General features: G+C 57.1%; 13 protein-coding genes, 1 tRNA gene and 1 pseudogene. 2 read left to right on the top strand and 13 right to left on the bottom strand.

The window, feature by feature from the left end; all coding sequences use genetic code 11:
• Window positions 1-273 precede the first annotated feature (273 nt).
• Window positions 274-348: transfer RNA gene (locus NMK_RS02210), tRNA-Val, on the bottom strand.
• Between the two features lie 62 nt (window positions 349-410).
• The gene (gene rimO / locus NMK_RS02205) at window positions 411-1,727 is read right to left on the bottom strand and encodes a 30S ribosomal protein S12 methylthiotransferase RimO (RefSeq protein WP_109014384.1); all 1,317 of its coding nucleotides are present in this window, start codon (window positions 1,725-1,727) and stop codon (window positions 411-413) included.
• 129 nt (window positions 1,728-1,856) lie between these two features.
• Between rimO and NMK_RS02200 the strand changes: the two genes are divergently transcribed.
• The gene (locus NMK_RS02200; RefSeq protein ID WP_109014124.1) at window positions 1,857-2,036 is read left to right on the top strand and encodes a hypothetical protein; all 180 of its coding nucleotides are present in this window, start codon (window positions 1,857-1,859) and stop codon (window positions 2,034-2,036) included.
• On the opposite strand, the gene NMK_RS02195 is transcribed toward NMK_RS02200, so the two are convergent.
• The 3 genes from NMK_RS02195 to rluD are packed head-to-tail and all read right to left on the bottom strand — an operon-like array spanning window position 2,016 to window position 4,651.
• Entirely contained in the window at window positions 2,016-2,828 is an 813-nt protein-coding gene (locus tag NMK_RS02195; RefSeq protein ID WP_109014383.1) for a ZIP family metal transporter, read from the bottom strand. The genes NMK_RS02200 and NMK_RS02195 overlap by 21 nt on opposite strands.
• A gap of 22 nt (window positions 2,829-2,850) precedes the next feature.
• Window positions 2,851-3,585: a peptidoglycan editing factor PgeF gene (gene pgeF, locus NMK_RS02190; protein ID WP_109014123.1), complete on the bottom strand. Its 735-nt coding sequence runs from the start codon at window positions 3,583-3,585 to the stop codon at window positions 2,851-2,853.
• Complete coding sequence (gene rluD / locus NMK_RS02185; RefSeq protein ID WP_227871343.1) at window positions 3,575-4,651, bottom strand: 23S rRNA pseudouridine(1911/1915/1917) synthase RluD; 1,077 nt, start codon at window positions 4,649-4,651, stop codon at window positions 3,575-3,577. The genes pgeF and rluD overlap by 11 nt, the downstream gene beginning before the upstream one ends.
• A gap of 44 nt (window positions 4,652-4,695) precedes the next feature.
• Here rluD and NMK_RS02180 point away from each other — a divergent pair, with 44 nt between their 5' ends.
• A complete protein-coding gene (locus tag NMK_RS02180; protein WP_109014382.1) occupies window positions 4,696-5,517 on the top strand; it encodes an outer membrane protein assembly factor BamD in 822 nt (273 codons plus the stop codon).
• Window positions 5,518-5,620: 103 nt separating this feature from the next.
• On the opposite strand, the gene msrB is transcribed toward NMK_RS02180, so the two are convergent.
• From msrB to NMK_RS02140, 8 genes and pseudogenes are all read right to left on the bottom strand, one after another.
• On the bottom strand, window positions 5,621-6,019 hold the full coding sequence (msrB, locus tag NMK_RS02175; RefSeq protein WP_109014121.1) for a peptide-methionine (R)-S-oxide reductase MsrB: 399 nt from the start codon (window positions 6,017-6,019) through the stop codon (window positions 5,621-5,623).
• Window positions 6,012-7,190 (bottom strand): MalY/PatB family protein, encoded by a 1,179-nt coding sequence (locus NMK_RS02170; RefSeq protein WP_109014120.1) that lies wholly within the window; start codon window positions 7,188-7,190, stop codon window positions 6,012-6,014. Before NMK_RS02170 ends, msrB begins: the two co-directional genes overlap by 8 nt.
• Window positions 7,190-9,334: a 5-histidylcysteine sulfoxide synthase gene (gene ovoA / locus NMK_RS02165; protein ID WP_109014119.1), complete on the bottom strand. Its 2,145-nt coding sequence runs from the start codon at window positions 9,332-9,334 to the stop codon at window positions 7,190-7,192. The genes NMK_RS02170 and ovoA overlap by 1 nt, the downstream gene beginning before the upstream one ends.
• Before the next feature lie 48 nt (window positions 9,335-9,382).
• The gene (locus tag NMK_RS02160; protein ID WP_109014118.1) at window positions 9,383-11,827 is read right to left on the bottom strand and encodes a putative bifunctional diguanylate cyclase/phosphodiesterase; all 2,445 of its coding nucleotides are present in this window, start codon (window positions 11,825-11,827) and stop codon (window positions 9,383-9,385) included.
• A gap of 6 nt (window positions 11,828-11,833) precedes the next feature.
• Window positions 11,834-12,847: an EAL and HDOD domain-containing protein gene (locus tag NMK_RS02155; protein WP_181376142.1), complete on the bottom strand. Its 1,014-nt coding sequence runs from the start codon at window positions 12,845-12,847 to the stop codon at window positions 11,834-11,836.
• Between the two features lie 66 nt (window positions 12,848-12,913).
• Window positions 12,914-14,236 (bottom strand): annotated as a pseudogene (gene der / locus NMK_RS02150) (ribosome biogenesis GTPase Der); the annotation flags it as partial.
• A gap of 2 nt (window positions 14,237-14,238) precedes the next feature.
• The gene (bamB, locus tag NMK_RS02145; protein ID WP_109014115.1) at window positions 14,239-15,411 is read right to left on the bottom strand and encodes an outer membrane protein assembly factor BamB; all 1,173 of its coding nucleotides are present in this window, start codon (window positions 15,409-15,411) and stop codon (window positions 14,239-14,241) included.
• Between the two features lies 1 nt (window position 15,412).
• Window positions 15,413-16,039: a YfgM family protein gene (locus NMK_RS02140; RefSeq protein WP_109014114.1), complete on the bottom strand. Its 627-nt coding sequence runs from the start codon at window positions 16,037-16,039 to the stop codon at window positions 15,413-15,415.
• Between the last annotated feature and the right edge of the window lie 16 nt (window positions 16,040-16,055).

Raw genomic sequence — 16,055 nt, 5'->3', positions numbered from 1 at the left:
GGAGAAGCTGTGTCTTATATTAGATGACTTCTCCCGGCTTAAATGCGGGGCTCCATCCAGAAGCAGACACTGGGGTATTTGAAGGAGGAGAAAAGGGGAAGTAATAAAGTATCCCTGGTTTTTTCGGGTAAGAAATATCCAGAAAAAAAGACCAAAAAGTGTCTAATTGGATAAACCCGTATCTAATAAAAACAAAAGGTTACGACCCCTAAGAATCTAAACTTATTAGACACTTGAAAGTTCGTAACCTATTGATTTTTCTTCGCTTTCGTATGGTGGGCGATACTGGGATCGAACCAGTGACCCCTGCCGTGTGAAGGCAGTGCTCTACCGCTGAGCTAACCGCCCAACGAAGGAAGGCCCGCATTAAATCATAGAAAGCGGACCCCGGTCAACCGAATCGGGCGTATTTAAACGAGTTTGGCCCACAGGTCATGGGCGTCAGCATCGGTGATGACGACCTCGGCAAATTCGCCCACCTGGAGGTTTTCGCCGTTGCTGATGTAGACCAAACCGTCGATTTCCGGTGCGTCGGCATAGCTGCGGGCGATGGCACCCTCTTCGTCGATTTCTTCCACCAACACAGTCATGCGGCGGTCGATTTTCTTGGCGAGTTTGGCAGCGCTGATTTCGGATTGCGTGTCCATGAAGATCGCCTGCCGCTCCAGCTTGACCTCTTCCGGCACCGAGCCTGGTAACGCGTTGGCGGCCGCTCCCTCCACCGCAGAATAGGTAAAGCATCCGACGCGATCGAGTTCGGCTTCTTCCAGGAAATCCAGCAATTGTTCAAAGTCTTCGTCGGTTTCACCGGGGAAGCCGACGATAAAGGTGCTGCGTATGGCGAGATCGGGACACATCTCTCGCCAGCGGCGGATGCGGGCCAGCGTATTGTCGATGTCGCCCGGACGCTTCATTGCCTTGAGAATACGCGGACTAGCGTGTTGGAACGGGATATCTAGATACGGCAGGATCTTGCCTTCCGCCATGAGCGGGATGACCTCGTCGACGTGCGGATAGGGATACACATAGTGCAACCTCACCCAAGCGCCGAGTTCGCCCAAAGCAGAGGCAAGTTCTGTCATGCGCGTCTTGAGCGGGCGGCCGTTCCAGAAGCCGGTGCGGTATTTGACGTCCACGCCGTAAGCGGAAGTGTCTTGCGAGATGACAAGCAGCTCTTTCACGCCGGATTGCACGAGGGTTTCGGCCTCGCTCATCACGTCGCCGATGGGACGGCTCACGAGATCGCCGCGCAGGGATGGAATGATGCAGAAGCTGCATCGGTGGTTACAGCCTTCAGAAATCTTCAGATAAGCAAAATGGTCCGGCGTGAGACGAATTCCCTGCGGCGGGATGAGGTCGATAAAGGGATCGTGTGGCTTGGGCAAATGCTCGTGCACGGCTCCCATCACTTCTTCCAACGCATGTGGACCGGTTACGGCCAACACGCTGGGATGCGCCTGCTGCACCACGTTGCCCTTGGCCCCGAGGCAGCCAGTCACAATGACCTTGCCGTTTTCGGCCAAGGCTTCGCCAATCGCGTCCAACGATTCTTCAACGGCCGAGTCGATGAAACCGCACGTATTGACGACGACCAGGTCGGCATCCTGATAAGAACCGGAAATCTCGTAACCTTCTGCCCGCAATTGGGTGAGGATGCGCTCGGCATCCGAAGACGCCTTGGGACAACCGAGGGAAACGAAACCGACTTGGGGGGTGTGCTTGGACATAAAAACTGCGACCGCGATGAAAAACGGTGCAGTATACAACCACTTAGCCCACAGCCATAGCCTTTTGATTGTTTAGGGATATTTCAATGGAAGGCCGGGGCGATGCCAAAATATGCTAGCCTTGGCGCTATGTATATCGTCGCAATCGCGTGGCTTTACGTCACCTTCATGATGGCCATCACGGAAACCAGCATTACCGGCGGCATCCTGACTTTTCTGTTCTACGGCGTGCTGCCTTGCGGCCTGTTTCTCTGGCTGGTGGGCACACCCCAGCGCAAGCGCAATAAATCAGGCCAGATCGCCGAGTAACACTTTGGTAAGCCAGATCGAGCCGATGCCCAGGCTGATCAGCACGACTTGTTGTGCAGTCGCATGCAATTCAGGACGCTTGTGCAGGCCAGGAATCAGGTCGGCCACGGCCACGTAAATCATGCTAGCCGCCGCCAAGCCCAAGACGTAGGGCACCACTTCTTTCATCGTCCCCAGCAGGTAATACGCCAGCACGCCGCCGACCAGCGTCGCAACGCTCGACAAGAGGTTGAGCAAAATCGCCTGGCGCTTGGTGTAGCCGGAGTGCAGCAGGATGAGGAAATCGCCGACTTCCTGGGGAATCTCGTGCGCGATGATGGCCAGCGCCGTTACCACGCCCAGTTTGAAATCGGTCAAGAACGCCGCGGCGATAAGAATACCGTCCACGAAGTTGTGGAAGGTATCGCCCACCGTGATCATTAAGCCACTGCGGCCGTGGTCGTGCCCATCATGCCCATAATGATGGCCGGAAGTGGTTTCTTCATGCGTATGCGTGCCGTGGGCTTCGCATTCTTCGCCGTGGCAGTGGCGCCACAACACCAGTTTTTCCAGCACGAAAAACAGCAAGATGCCGAACAGTACCGTAGCCGCCATGCTTTGGGCGCTGGCGCCAGATTCGAAAGCCTCGGGAATAATCTCGAGGAACGCCGCACCCAGCAGCGCGCCGATGGCATAGCTTACGAGCACCGGTACCCAGGTCGCACGCGCCTGGAAGGCAACGAAGCCGGCAGCCAGGACGCTCAGCACACCGCCCAGCAAGCTGGCGGCAAGAATGGCAGCAAGAATAGTCATGCCGGACATTATAAAGGGGCTGTCAAGCCTTCCAGATCAGGCTCGCCATGCGACCGGTGCGACCGTCGCGGCGATAGGAATAAAAACGTTGGGAATCGCTGTAAGTACAGTATTCGCCGCCGTAGATGCGAGCGACGCCTACAGCATCGAGACGTTGTCGAGCCAGCACATAGAGATCGGCGAGAAATTTGCCTGGCGTCGTTGGATCAGGCTTGAACGCTTGCCCGGCAGCGGGGTTGTGTTCGATAAAGGCGGCGCGCACGTCCTCGCCCACTTCGAAAGAGTCCGGGCCGATGGCAGGCCCCAACCAAGCCAGCAGCCGGTTGCCGCCGACTTGCATCGCATCCACTGTCTGCTCGATCACACCATCCGCCAAACCGCGCCAGCCGGCATGCGCCGCGCCGACGACGCTGCCGTCCTCGGCGCACAGCAGCACCGGCAGGCAATCCGCCGTCATGATGGCGCAAACCGCGTTGTCGGCTCTTGCCACGCAAGCATCGCCTTTAGGCAAGCATCCCGCGGTTTCGGCCAGCACGACGTGCGTGCCGTGTACTTGCTCCAGCCAGACCGGCTCGCTCGGCATATACGGATTGAGCAGGTTGCGGTTGCGTTCGACTATCAGCGGCTCATCGCCCACATGACTGCCGAGGTTGAGACTGTCGTAAGGCGGACGGCTCAGTCCGCCCAGCCGAGTGGTTTGCAACGCATGGACATTCGCAGGCGCCGGCCACTCGGGAACGATGAAATTATTCTTCATCCTCGTCCCAGTCGTCTTCGTTGTCAGCGAAGTCGTCGTATTCGTAAGGTTCCGTCGGATCCCACCAGACCGCCTCGCCCTGCTCCTCGGCCGCACTGACGGCTTCTCTGGCATCCTCGCGCAACACGGCCAGCAAGGCCTTCATGTCGTCGGGCAGTTCGGATTGCCACAGCATGGGCTCACGCGTTTGCGGGTGAATCAAGCCCAATCGGGCAGCATGCAATGCTTGACGTTTGAATCCACGCACGGCCTCAGCCAATGTGTCGGACATTTTGACCCCGGCCATGACGCCGCCCCTTGGACCGTATACCGGATCGCCCACTAGCGGTGCCTTGAGCGATTGCATGTGAACGCGAATCTGATGGGTACGGCCAGTTTCCAGCAGGCAGCGCACATAGCTATGCCAGGAGAAGGTTTCCATGGCCTCGAAGTGCGTCACGGCGTGCTTGCCGAAATGCTTGACCACCGCCATCTTCTTGCGGTCGTGCGGGTCGCGGCCGATCGGCGCATCCACCTTGCCCTTGCCGTGCACGACACCCCAGACGATAGCGCGGTATTCGCGTTTGACGGTGCGCGCCTGCAGCTGGCGCACCAGGTCGGTCTGCGCCTGCAGGGTTTTCGCAACCACCAGCAGACCGCTGGTTTCCTTGTCCAGGCGATGCACGATACCGGCGCGCGGTACCGACTCGACCTGCGGCAGGTGATGCAGCAAGGCATTGAGCAGCGTGCCTTCCCAATTGCCTGCGGCAGGATGTACGACCAGGCCGGCAGGCTTGTCGATGACTAATAATTGATCATCTTCGTAGACAATGTTGAGCGGAATATCCTGCGCCTTGTAAGCGGATTCTTCCGCGGTGGGCTGTGGCGCCACGATGACTTGCTCGCCGCCCCAGACCTTCTGCTTGACGTCGCCCTTCGCCCCGGCGACCGTCACCAAGCCTTCCTTGATCCAACTTTGCAGCCTGCTGCGCGAGAATTCCGGCAGTAGTTTGGCCAGTGCTTGATCGAGGCGCATGCTGCCACAATCATTAGGGATAGTCAGGGTAATCGGCTCAAGTGTGGACACGTTTCGGATATAATCGGGAAAATAACTAGCCACGGATTGTATCCATGAAACGTCACTTCGCGTTAGCACTTCTTTCCCTGTTCGTCCTGCTGTCATCGGGCTGCGCCATCTTCGGCGATCCGACTGAAGTCGACGAAACCAAGGGGTGGAACGTGCAGCGGATTTACCAGGCCGGCGAAGATGCGATGCGCGACCGCGACTACGACAAGGCCATCAAGTACTTCCAGATCATCGAATCCCGCTACCCCCATGGCCGCTACGCCATGCAATCGCAGTTGGAAGTGGCCTACGCCTATTACAAGAAACAAGACCCTGTTGCCGCCACCGCCGCAGCTGACCGCTTCATCAAGCTGCACCCGCACCATCCCAATGTCGACTACGCCTACTACTTGAAGGGCCTGGCGGTCTTTAACGAGCGAGGCGTCGTCGAAAAAATCACCGAGCAGCAAATCAGCGATCGCGACCCCAAGGCTCTGCGCGACTCCTTCCTCGCCTTCAAGGAACTAGTCAACAAGTTCCCCAACAGCAAATACATCAAGGATGCGACCCAGCGCATGACCTATCTGGTCAACACCCTCGCCGACCACGAACTGCACGTCGCTCATTACTATATGAAACGCCAGGCTTATCTGGCCGCAGTCAATCGTTGTAAATATGTGCTGACGGAATACCCGGACTCTCCTTCGCAGGAAGAAGCCCTGATCGTCATGATCAGCGCCTACGATCTGATGGGCCTGGACGATTACAAGCAGGACGCCATGCGTGTGCTCAAGACCAATTACCCCAACAGCCGCTTCGTAACCGGCGACGTCCCCAAGGATCAAAAGGTGTGGTGGAAATTCTGGGAGCCTCTCCTAGGGAACTGAGTTACATAAAACAGAGTTACAGCGCTGATCAAAACTTCAAGGGCGTGGATCGAGTACCATCGATTCACGCCCTTGTTGTATCTAACCGCTAACCTTCTGAAAATCAATCCTGTCTGGGTTCGAACTCCAACGATGCTGAGTTAAGACAATACCGCAGTCCTGTTGGCGGCGGACCGTCTTCGAACACATGGCCCAGATGCGCCCCGCAACGTTTGCAGGTAATCTCGGTACGTATCATGCCGTAGCTGGTATCCCGGCTTTCCTCAATGCTTTGCTCCGAAACAGGCTGCCAAAAGCTAGGCCACCCCGTCCCGGAATCGAATTTTGTCTCCGAGTCGAACAAAGGCTCGCCGCAACATACACAGCGGTAAGTCCCCTTGTCATGCAAATCCCAATATTTACCAGTAAACGGCGGCTCCGTGCTGCACTGCCGCGTTACCTCATAGGACTCTTGCGACAGTTGCTGCCGCCACTCGTCATCTGTCTTGACCACCTTATCCATGATCTGCTCCTCGTGCCTTGAGCGCCTGTTCGATACTTTGCAGCGCTTTCATGATGGTTTGGCGCGGCGCGCCGATGTTCATGCGCATAAATCCGCTGCCGCCTTCGCCGAACACGGTGCCCGGATTCATGCCCACCTTGCTGTGAACCACAAAAAACGTTTTGAGTTCCTGATCGCTCATATCCAAGCCGCGGCAATCCAACCAGAGCAGATACGTGCCCTCCGGCTCTATCAGCTTGATCTTCGGCAGACGGACTCTTAGGAATTCGCGGACCGTATTCCTGGTCTTGGTAAGGTATTGCAGCAAGGCCTCCAGCCAAGGCTCTCCTTCGCGATAAGCAGCTTCGAACGCCGCCACGCTGAAAGGATTGGAAGCACTGACGTGTAGCAGCTCAAACACACGGTGCAAGGCAGCGCGGTGCCCGGCATTGGGAACGATTAGCGCAGAAAGTCCCAAGCCGGGAATATTGAATGTTTTACTGGGCGCCACGGCGGTTATAACTGCATCCTCCGGCCCTGCCAGGGTTGCAAGCGGCGTATGGTCGATACCCGGATACACCAGATCTGCGTGAATTTCATCTGCGAAAACGACTAGGCTATGCCGCCGCGCGATATCCAGCAAACGTTCCAATTCAGCCTGCGTCCACACCCGCCCTACAGGGTTGTGCGGCGAACAGAACAGTAGCAACTTGGCAGATGCAGCCACTTCTTCCAGATGATCGAAATCGATAGCGTATCGCCCGTTTCGCTCGATCAAGGGATTGCGGACCACGCTGCGCCCGGTATTGGTCACGCAGGAAAAGAACGGGAAATACACCGGCGGCTGCACGATCACGCCCTGTCCTGGCTCAGCAAAGGCCATGGCAGCAGCATGCAGCGATGGCACGACGCCGGGACACAGCACGATCCACTCTCGCTCTACCGTCCAGCCGTGACGCTTTTTCAACCAGGCAATCAGGCTGTCGTAAATGCTATCCGGATACATCGTGTAGCCATAGATCGGATGCGCTGCCCGCGCAGCCAAGGCTTTTGTCACGGCTTCCGGCGCGGCGAAATCCATATCCGCCACCCACAGCGGCATCACATCTTCCGTACCGAAATAAGCGCGACGTCCGTCGTACTTGACGCTGCTCGACCCCGCACGCGAAATTTCGCGGTCGAAATCGAACATTACTTCACGCGTTCCCAAAGCGTGGCTTCCGACAACGTATGCTGGAATTTACGCCGTGTTTCGCGGATGACGAAAGGTACCTCCAGCGGTCCGCTTACCAACCTGAAATGCTCGCCGAGCAGAGCTTTCAGGCCATCCAGCGTGGTATAGCTCTCGCCGTCCTTCTTGAAACCGCCGATCCACTCCTCGCGCTCGGTATGCTCTTCGAGCCAGGTATAGGGCGAGGTAATCATCAAGATTCCGCCCAGGTTCAAACGCTCATGAATGGATCTGAGGAATTTCTTCGGGCTGTAGAGCCGGTCGATCAGGTTGGCGGCGAGGATCAGGTCATACCCCGTGAATTGAGGCTTGAGGTTGCAGGCGTCGCCTTGGTAAAACTCCACCTTGCCGCGTACGTCCTCCAGGCCTAAGTCGCTCAGCTTGCGCTCGCGGTAAGAAACCAGTTCGCCCTCGTCCACCAAGGTATAGCGCGCCATGCCCTGCTCGGCCAGTTTGACGCCCAAGCCGATGAAGCGTGCCGAAAAGTCGACACCAGTGACATGATCGAAGGCCTGAGCCAGTTCGAACGTTGCACGGCCTGTGGCACAGCCCAGATCTAGCGCGGAGCGTCTAGGCTTGCCTGCCATAGTCTCGATAGCGATCTGCGCCAACGCCTTGGGAAAATTAGGTACGCCGTAATATTCGTCGCCGTAATGGAACTCGGCATATTCGGAGAGCAGCTTGTCGGTTTCGTACATGGAACTCACAGGCGCTTTGGGCGGCTCGCCGACAACATACCGGAAACCCGCGTGTTGGAAGAAATGTCGGCGGAAGGCGTAGCGTGCGCTCAGCAACGCCTCGTTGCCGCAGGAAATCCACGAGCCCCCCTTGAAAAGGTTATGGCGTTCGTCGAACGTCGGCGTCGTGAAATCGTCGTAGATGGGATGTATTTCGAAACCATCGAAAGGATAGATCGGCGTTTCCGTCCATTGCCAGACGTTACCCATGACATCATAAAACGCACCTTGCGCAAAGCTATCCACCGGGCAGGAAGACGCATAGTGATCGAGGTGCAGGTTAGCGTTGGCTGCCTCGCCGCGCGGCACTTCATCAAGACCGGCAACAGCGGCCAACCGGTACCACTCGTCCTCTGTGGGCAGGCGCACGGGCTGGCCGGTCGTTTCGGCTTTCCAGTTACAAAACGCCTTGGCCTCGTGATAATTGACCTCCACTGGCCAGTTCCACGGCATGGGGACTTCCTCCGTCATGAGACGTAGATGCCACCCATCACCCGTCTTGAGCCAGAAAGTCGGGTGCGTGGCCTGGGTAAAGTCCCTCCAGCCGCGACCTTCTTCCTCCCAGTAGCGTTCTTCCAGATAACAGCCGGCCTCCACAAACGTCAGAAACTCTTGATTGCTCACCAGGAATTTCGTGGCCTGAAAGGCTGGTACTTCGGCTTCGTGGCGGCCGTATTCGTTATCCCAGCCGTAATAGGGATCGGCTTTGGATTTACCCAACGTGACGGTACCCGCCGCAACATCAATCAGTGCATTCGCCGGCGCAGCACCTGCAACCCTGCAAGGCTGCCAGGCAGCATGCGGACGAACGTAGTGCAAAGCATGCTGGCGGATCAGCACGGACGAGGTTTCGAGGTGAATCCGCTCGTGCTCCACGCCCATGAGGATGGCCCACCAGGCGTTGTTCCAATCGATGGGCAAGCTGAGCGGCGCGGTTTGGATAATGCGGTCGACGGCTTCCCGCACTTTTGCGCGATAGGCGAAGACCTCGCTCACCTTGGGCCAATCGTAGCGGGTGTCGTTGAGGTCGTCCCAGCTCATTTCGTCCACGCCCACGGCGAAGATGGACTCGAAACGAGGATTGATGCGTTCTTTCATCAGCCCGGCCAGGATCAGCTTGTTGACGAAAAACGTCGCGGTATGGCCCAAGTAGAAAATCAGCGGATGACGCAGCGTAATAGGCTTTTTGTAATAGGCCTCGTCGCTCGCCAGCGTTTCGAACAATGATTCGTAACGGCTGAAGGTATCGTGAAAATAGGCGCGAATTTCCTCGCGCTTTTGTTCCGGATCGCCGGCATCCAATTGGGGTGTCCGGCTAAAAAGACGATGATCCTCGGCAGCAGGCAACGATGCGATTTCGATGTTCATGATGTGTTCGGAAGCTCGATATGCGGCGCATGCGCATTCTAGCCCAGGTCAGCGGATAGAAAGGCGATGTCCGTCTTTCAATAATTGAACGAATTCCTCGGCTGGCAATGGCCGGCTGAAGAGATAACCTTGTATTTCGTCGCAGCCCTCCTTGCGCAGGAATTCGAGCTGCTGCTGCGTTTCCACGCCCTCGGCAATGACCTTGAGGCCCAGGCTCTTGCCCATGGCAATGATCGCCCGGGTGATCGATATATCGTCCGCATCGCTGGGAATGCCGCGCACGAACGATTGATCCACCTTGAGCTTGTCGATAGGGAAACGCTTGAGATATGACAGCGAGGAATACCCCGTGCCGAAATCGTCCAGCGAAATCTGCATGCCTAGTTGGGCCAGGTCAGTCAGCATATCGATCACCCGCTCGACATTGTTCATCACCATGCTTTCGGTAATTTCCAGCTCCAAAAGTTCATGGGCAAGACCGTGCGCCTTCAACGTGGCCGACACTTCGTCCACGAGCGGGAGGCGGAACTGCTGTGCGGAAAGATTGACGGCGAGCTTGACCACCGGCACGCCTTCTTGCTCCCAAGCCTTGTTCTGCGCCACGGCCTGCTCGATAACCCACTGGCCGATCGGTACGATCAAGCCCGTTTCCTCGGCCAAGGGAATGAAATGGATGGGCGAGACCATGCCAAGATCAGGATGCTCCCAGCGCAGCAGCACTTCGGCACCGATGATTTCTCCGGTATGGATATCGGCTTGCGGCTGATAGAACAGCAGCAACTCCTTGCGATCCAGCGCCCGTCGCAGGCTGCTCTCGAGTTCGAGCTTTTCCAGCGAACGCACGTTCATGTCGTCGGAATAGAACAGGAAATTGCTGCGACCTTGTTCCTTGGCGCGATACATGGCGATGTCCGCATGCTTGAGCAAGTCTTCAACCGTGTTGCCGTCAGTCGGATATACGCTGATGCCGATACTGGCCGAAATGGAAATTTCATGGCCGTCGATGAGAAATGGCGAGGCGAAGATCGCGAGGATTTTTTGCGCGACAATCGCCACGTCCGCAGGCTTGGCAATATCGACCAGAGCCACCACGAATTCATCGCCGCCAAGACGAGCCACAACGTCCGAAGCGCGAAGACAGGTCTTGAAACGGGTCGCGACGCGTTGGATCAATTGATCACCCGCGCCATGGCCCAAGGTGTCATTGACGTACTTGAAGCGGTCGAGATCGATGAACATCAGTGCGCCCGACAGGTTTTGCCTACTGGCGATAATCAGCGCCTGTTCCATCAGGCTGTATAGGGTCGAACGATTGGGCAATCCGGTCAGGGTATCGTAGAACGCCAGTTGGCGGATGCGTTCTTCTGCCGCCACGCGCTCGCTGATGTCCGAGAAGGTGGATATGTAATGGGTGACCACGCCGTGGTCGTTCTTCACCGCGCTCAGATTGGCCCATTTGGGGAATATGGCACCATCCTTGTGGCGATCCCACAATTCGCCCTGCCAATGGCCGCTCTCCTTGAGCGACGTCCACATCTCTTCGTAGAACGCCTTGTCGTGCCGTCCAGAGCGCAGGATGCGAGGCGTTTCACCCAGTACATCCTCTGAACCGAAACCCGTGATACTGGTAAACGCCTGGTTGACGGCGACGATCTTCTCATCGGCATCGGTGATCAGGATGCCCTCGCCGCTGTTCTCGAAAATACGGCCAAAGAGACGCAGGCTTTCCTCTTTTTTCAGGCGCTCGGTAATGTCGCGCACGTAACCAACCAAGCCAGCCGGGTTGCCGTCCTGATCGCGCGCCAAAGAAAGCGTGACGCTGGCCCAGAATACTTCGCCGGATTTCTTGCGACGCTGCACGACCATTTCGCGGTCGCCCGACAATAAGGGATCGTCGAACGGGTCGGCTTCGTCCTCATCCACATAGAGAAACAGGATGTTCTGCCCGATGGCTTCGTTGGCACTATAGCCGAACAACCGCTCTGCGCCGCCATTCCAGCCCGTGATGTAGCCCATCAAGTCCATGGTGATGACGGAATCCTCGATGCGATCGAGAATCTGGGCCTGTCGCTGCAACTGCACGGTCATGCCGTCCAACTCGCGTTCGCGCCTGGTCAGCGTAAGGCGAGCCTCAAGTGCAGGAGCAATGCAAGCAGCCAGGGACTCCAGCAAGTCAATATCGGTTTCGGTAAAGGCCCGACCTGCGATGCCTACAGCCCCCATTGCACCGCTTAGCGACAGTAAAGGCACGGCTGCCGATTGATCGGAAACATAGGTTTGTCCGCTACGAGTACGTTCGCAAGCGTCTTTCCAAGCCGGCGGCACTGGGTCGTTTTCAAAAAGGAGAACCATGCCCTGCGGGCATTGCAGGGTGGCAGCTAATTGATTGCCGATAGCTTCGAGCAAGCGCGGCTCGGCATTGAGAAAAATGGCGGAGAGAATGCGCTGAGCGCTCAGAAAGGGGTTTTCCGGCGTAGTGTCTCGCGCATTCACGGTGTACTAGCCCATTTCCTGGCTCATGCCCGCAGCCCATTTCAACGCGTCGAATTGACAATCGGCGAATTGTTCCGCCGTCAGCGAGAGGAAATCTGGTACAGCAATAGGTTGGGCACCGGCTTGCAGCGCGACCACAAGCTTGAGCATATCGCCCAACTCGCCCGGCTCACCAAGTAGCGCAGCCTGCACTTCATCGGGCAGCTTGATGATGGCCAGAATTTCCGGCATGGACATACCAAGCAAGGTGTCCAGCAAGGAGAAAATCCCAACCATGAAAGCCTGTTCCTGACGGTGCGCGTCCCATGCCATGGCAGCGGCGAAACGCTCCATCAAGCGGGCTCGCATGGCGGCCTGCTGTAACAGCGGATTAGGCACGTCGGTAGATTGCTGGTGGCGGGTGTAGAGCATGAGCTGGATCCAGCGCTGCATCTGACGCCGTCCCAAAATCATGATGGCTTGGTTGAAGGTCGTGATCTTGCTCTTCAAGCCCATGGAAACCGAGTTGACCAGGCGGAAGAGATTGAACGATAACTCCGGCTCGCGTTTGAACACGTTCTCGATTTCAGTACCGTCGGCGTCTTCGGCGATCAGCGTGAGCAATTTTAGCAAGGTTGCCCGGCTGGAATCTTTCTTACCCTCGACCACTGGAGGATGTGCAATATACGGTCCGCTGAACCAGGCCGCGCCCTTGCCAGCAGCCTCATCCCATTGGCCTTGAGAGGTCACGTTTGGAATAAAGTCGCGTCCTTCGACAGCTTTGGCAAAACCAGCAGGCACCGCAGCATCAGCACTTTTGACGACAATAAGAGTTCGTTCTGCAGGGAGGGCTTGCGCTAACGCATCAGGCACCGCACCGAGGTCGAGCAGAATTCTCAAGCCGCCGACATCAATGCCAAGCAACTCAGCATGAGTGGAAATCAATGAAGCGTCTTCCGGTTTACCGGAGATCCACACGCCTCCCCATGCTCCGTCACTGTCGATGACAGGAGCCAGCGCAATTTTTATCATTTCGTTCATGCTGGCTATTGTAGTCATAAAACCTAAAGTGTGGGAATTTACCCACACTCGATGGACGTCTTACGACTTATCAGCGAAAGGATTGGCGCCTTGCTTGAATTGGATGACGAGGGGCGTCCCTGTTAGTTCGAACGCCTTGCGGAAGAAACCTTCTAGGTATCGACGATAGCTGGCAGGAATTTTGGTCACGTGGTTGCCGTGAATCACGATGATCGGAGGATTCTTGCCCCCCTGGTGGGCATAGCGGAGCTTCGGGCGAATAGCGCCACCAACCGGCGGTTGATGTTGCTGTACAGCGGCTTCCAACACGCGTGTCAGCTTGGGCGTGGACAGCTTGGACATAGCAGCCGCATAGGCCGCATCCACCGACTTCATGAGGGGTGGCAGCCCCTGTCCTTTTAGGGCTGAAAGGTAATGGAATTTCGCATAGGTGAGGAAATGCAACTTGCGGTCGATGTCTTTCTTGACCTGGTCGCGCTGTTCTTCCTTCAACCCGTCCCACTTGTTGATCGCCACCACCAGCGCACGACCGGTTTCCAGCACGAAGGCAGCGAGACTGCCGTCCTGCTCGGTAATGGTGTCCTGCGCATCCAGCACCAGCACCACTACGTTGGCGTCTTCGATAGCTTGCAACGTCTTGATGACGGAGAACTTTTCGATGGCTTCGAATACCTTGCCGCGACGGCGCACACCGGCGGTATCGACGAGCGTGTATTGCTTGCCGTCGCGTTCGAAATCGATGTGGATGGAGTCGCGCGTGGTGCCCGGCATATCGAAGGCAATGACGCGCTCCTCACCCAGCAAGGCGTTGACCAACGTTGATTTACCGACATTAGGGCGACCTACAATGGCAATCTTGGGCGGCAAGTCCTCGTCATCGGCAGCCTCAGGCTCGGGAGGAAAATCAGCCAGGGCCAGATTGATGAGATCTCGTACGCCTTCGCCATGCGCGGAGGAAATCGCATAAGGCTCGCCCAGGCCTAACTCATAGAATTCGGCAGCGGCGATGGTCCGGTTCATACCTTCGGACTTGTTGACGGCGAGCAGCACGGATCGGCCGGTACGGCGCAGACGGTCGGCGATCACCTTGTCTTGCGCGGTGATGCCTTGGCGGCCGTCGACTAGAAAAATGATGGCATCGGCTTCGTCGACGGCTTGGAGCGTTTGACGCGCCATTTCGACAAGGATGCCGGTATCCGCGGCCGGTTCGAAACCGCCGGTATCGACCACCAGATATGGACGATCACCCACCACGCCGCGACCATAGTGACGGTCGCGTGTCAGACCTGGGAAATCAGCAACAAGGGCATCGCGCGTCTTGGTCAGCCGGTTGAACAACGTGGATTTGCCGACGTTAGGCCGGCCGACTAAGGCGATGGTGGGTAGCATGATTACTTCTGTGAAATGGCGTACAGGTAGCCGCCGCGGGTCTGGACCAGAACCGTACTCGAATCGAGCTGCATGGGCTGCGGCATGACGGCACTGCCGTCGGTTTTGAGACGTGCGACGAAAGCACCGTCGTCTCGTCCCAGGATATGCACGTAACCTTCGAAATCTCCGACCAATGCATTCCGCGCGAACACGACAGGCGCGGTGGTCAGACGCCCTTGCAGCCCGCCTTGGCGCCAGTATGTCTTGCCATTGGAATAATCGAGGGCGTAGACAGCACCATTGCTATGCGTGACAAATAACGAGGCGCCGTCGATGGCAATGCCGGTATAACTGGAAATATCACGATTCCACAGGACGCGGCCCGAGCTACGCTCGATGCCCACAATACGCCCCTGGAATGCCGCTGCATAAACGTACCGTCCGTCGACGACTGGCAGGCTGGTGATATCGGCAATGCGCTCGATTTCGGTGGTGCCCTTCGGCTGAGCAACAGAAGCTTCCCAAATGACCTTGCCCGATGCGACATCCAAGGCGATCAGCTTGCCGCCGGCAAAGCCGACAAATGCTGCGCCGCCCTCGTCGACGACCACACCCGCGCTGCTACGAAGGGAAAGCGTAGGCGTTGCCCGTTCGTAGACCCACTTGCGCTTGCCGTCGGTCGCATCAATGCCGTAGATGCGAGAATCGCCGCTACGTACCACGACTGTGCCGTGATAGATGCGCGGCGCGGAGAGCACTTCGCTCGCCACCTTGGATTTCCACAACGGTTTGCCGGTCGTTTGGTCGAAGGCGAGCACCATACCGCGAGGGGTCCCCACCAACACGAGATTTTCACCCGCACCGGCACCGCCTGAGAGTTTTTCCCCGGCATTGACGTGCCATACCTGCTTACCGCTGGAGGCTTCCAGGCGCACGATGTCGCCTTCCTGGCCTGCGGCATAAATGGCGTTACCGTCGGTCGAAGCAGAGAAATCATAATCCGGGGAAGAACCGACCTTGACCTGCCACAAGATGCGGGCATCAACTGAAGTCTTGATGTCCTGTAAGGGCGTGGCATTTTCAGCGACGTCGCGGCCGAACATGCGTTCGGACAGGTCGTTCTTCATGTCAGTCATGCCGCTGCAGCCTGCAAGCAGGGCGAGCATGGCCGTTGCGATGATTCGCTTGGTCATATCAGCTTCCCAGCGCGTCCAGTTTCTGCTCGGTGATCTTGCGGAAGCGGCTCTTCTGGTCGAAATTGGCAAGCGCTTCGACATAAGCCTTCTTGGCATCGTCCTTCTTCCCTTGCGCGGTCAGGACATCGCCCTTAAGGTCGGCGACCAAGCCATCGAAGGCAGGATCATGCTTCTCATCAAGCGTCTTGAGCGCATCGTCGTACTTTTTCTCGTCCAGCAGCAAGCTCGCCAGTTGCAGCTGGGCAATCGTCTTGATGGAGTCTTCCTTGGCATGCGCCATAGCCCATTCGGCTTGCGCATGAGCGCTCTTGGCATCGCCAGCTTCGTAATTGGCGCGGGCTGCCATCAGGGCTGCGCGTGCCGCATAAGGCGTGCCGGAATATTTGTCCATCAGTTGGGCTGAAATCGCACGCACCTGCTTGGTATCCTTGATATCGAGCTGGGCCAGCGTTTCATATTGTGCGGAGGCTTCCAGCGATTGCTTGTGCTGGTAATACTTCCAACCCTGGTAACCGGCGAAGCCAACGCACAATGCGGCCACTGCCAGCATCACATTGTTGCCGTGGGTGTTCCACCACGCCTTCAGCGCGTCTAACTGTTCCTGCTCTTCAAGATCGTATGCCATGCTTTTCCTGTCGATT

Origin of the sequence: Novimethylophilus kurashikiensis (assembly GCF_003112435.1) — a bacterium.
Classification (GTDB): Bacteria; Pseudomonadota; Gammaproteobacteria; order Burkholderiales; family Methylophilaceae; genus Novimethylophilus; species Novimethylophilus kurashikiensis.
This window is presented reverse-complemented; position numbering and strand designations above follow the sequence as displayed.

Coding starts and splice junctions, on each gene's coding strand:
- rimO (WP_109014384.1), bottom strand. CDS start 1,727: ATGTCCAAGCACACCCCCCAAGTCGGTTTCGTTTCCCTCGGTTGTCCC.
- NMK_RS02200 (WP_109014124.1), top strand. CDS start 1,857: ATGTATATCGTCGCAATCGCGTGGCTTTACGTCACCTTCATGATGGCC.
- NMK_RS02195 (WP_109014383.1), bottom strand. CDS start 2,828: ATGACTATTCTTGCTGCCATTCTTGCCGCCAGCTTGCTGGGCGGTGTG.
- pgeF (WP_109014123.1), bottom strand. CDS start 3,585: ATGAAGAATAATTTCATCGTTCCCGAGTGGCCGGCGCCTGCGAATGTC.
- NMK_RS02180 (WP_109014382.1), top strand. CDS start 4,696: ATGAAACGTCACTTCGCGTTAGCACTTCTTTCCCTGTTCGTCCTGCTG.
- msrB (WP_109014121.1), bottom strand. CDS start 6,019: ATGGATAAGGTGGTCAAGACAGATGACGAGTGGCGGCAGCAACTGTCG.
- NMK_RS02170 (WP_109014120.1), bottom strand. CDS start 7,190: ATGTTCGATTTCGACCGCGAAATTTCGCGTGCGGGGTCGAGCAGCGTC.
- ovoA (WP_109014119.1), bottom strand. CDS start 9,334: ATGAACATCGAAATCGCATCGTTGCCTGCTGCCGAGGATCATCGTCTT.
- NMK_RS02155 (WP_181376142.1), bottom strand. CDS start 12,847: ATGAACGAAATGATAAAAATTGCGCTGGCTCCTGTCATCGACAGTGAC.
- bamB (WP_109014115.1), bottom strand. CDS start 15,411: ATGACCAAGCGAATCATCGCAACGGCCATGCTCGCCCTGCTTGCAGGC.
- NMK_RS02140 (WP_109014114.1), bottom strand. CDS start 16,039: ATGGCATACGATCTTGAAGAGCAGGAACAGTTAGACGCGCTGAAGGCG.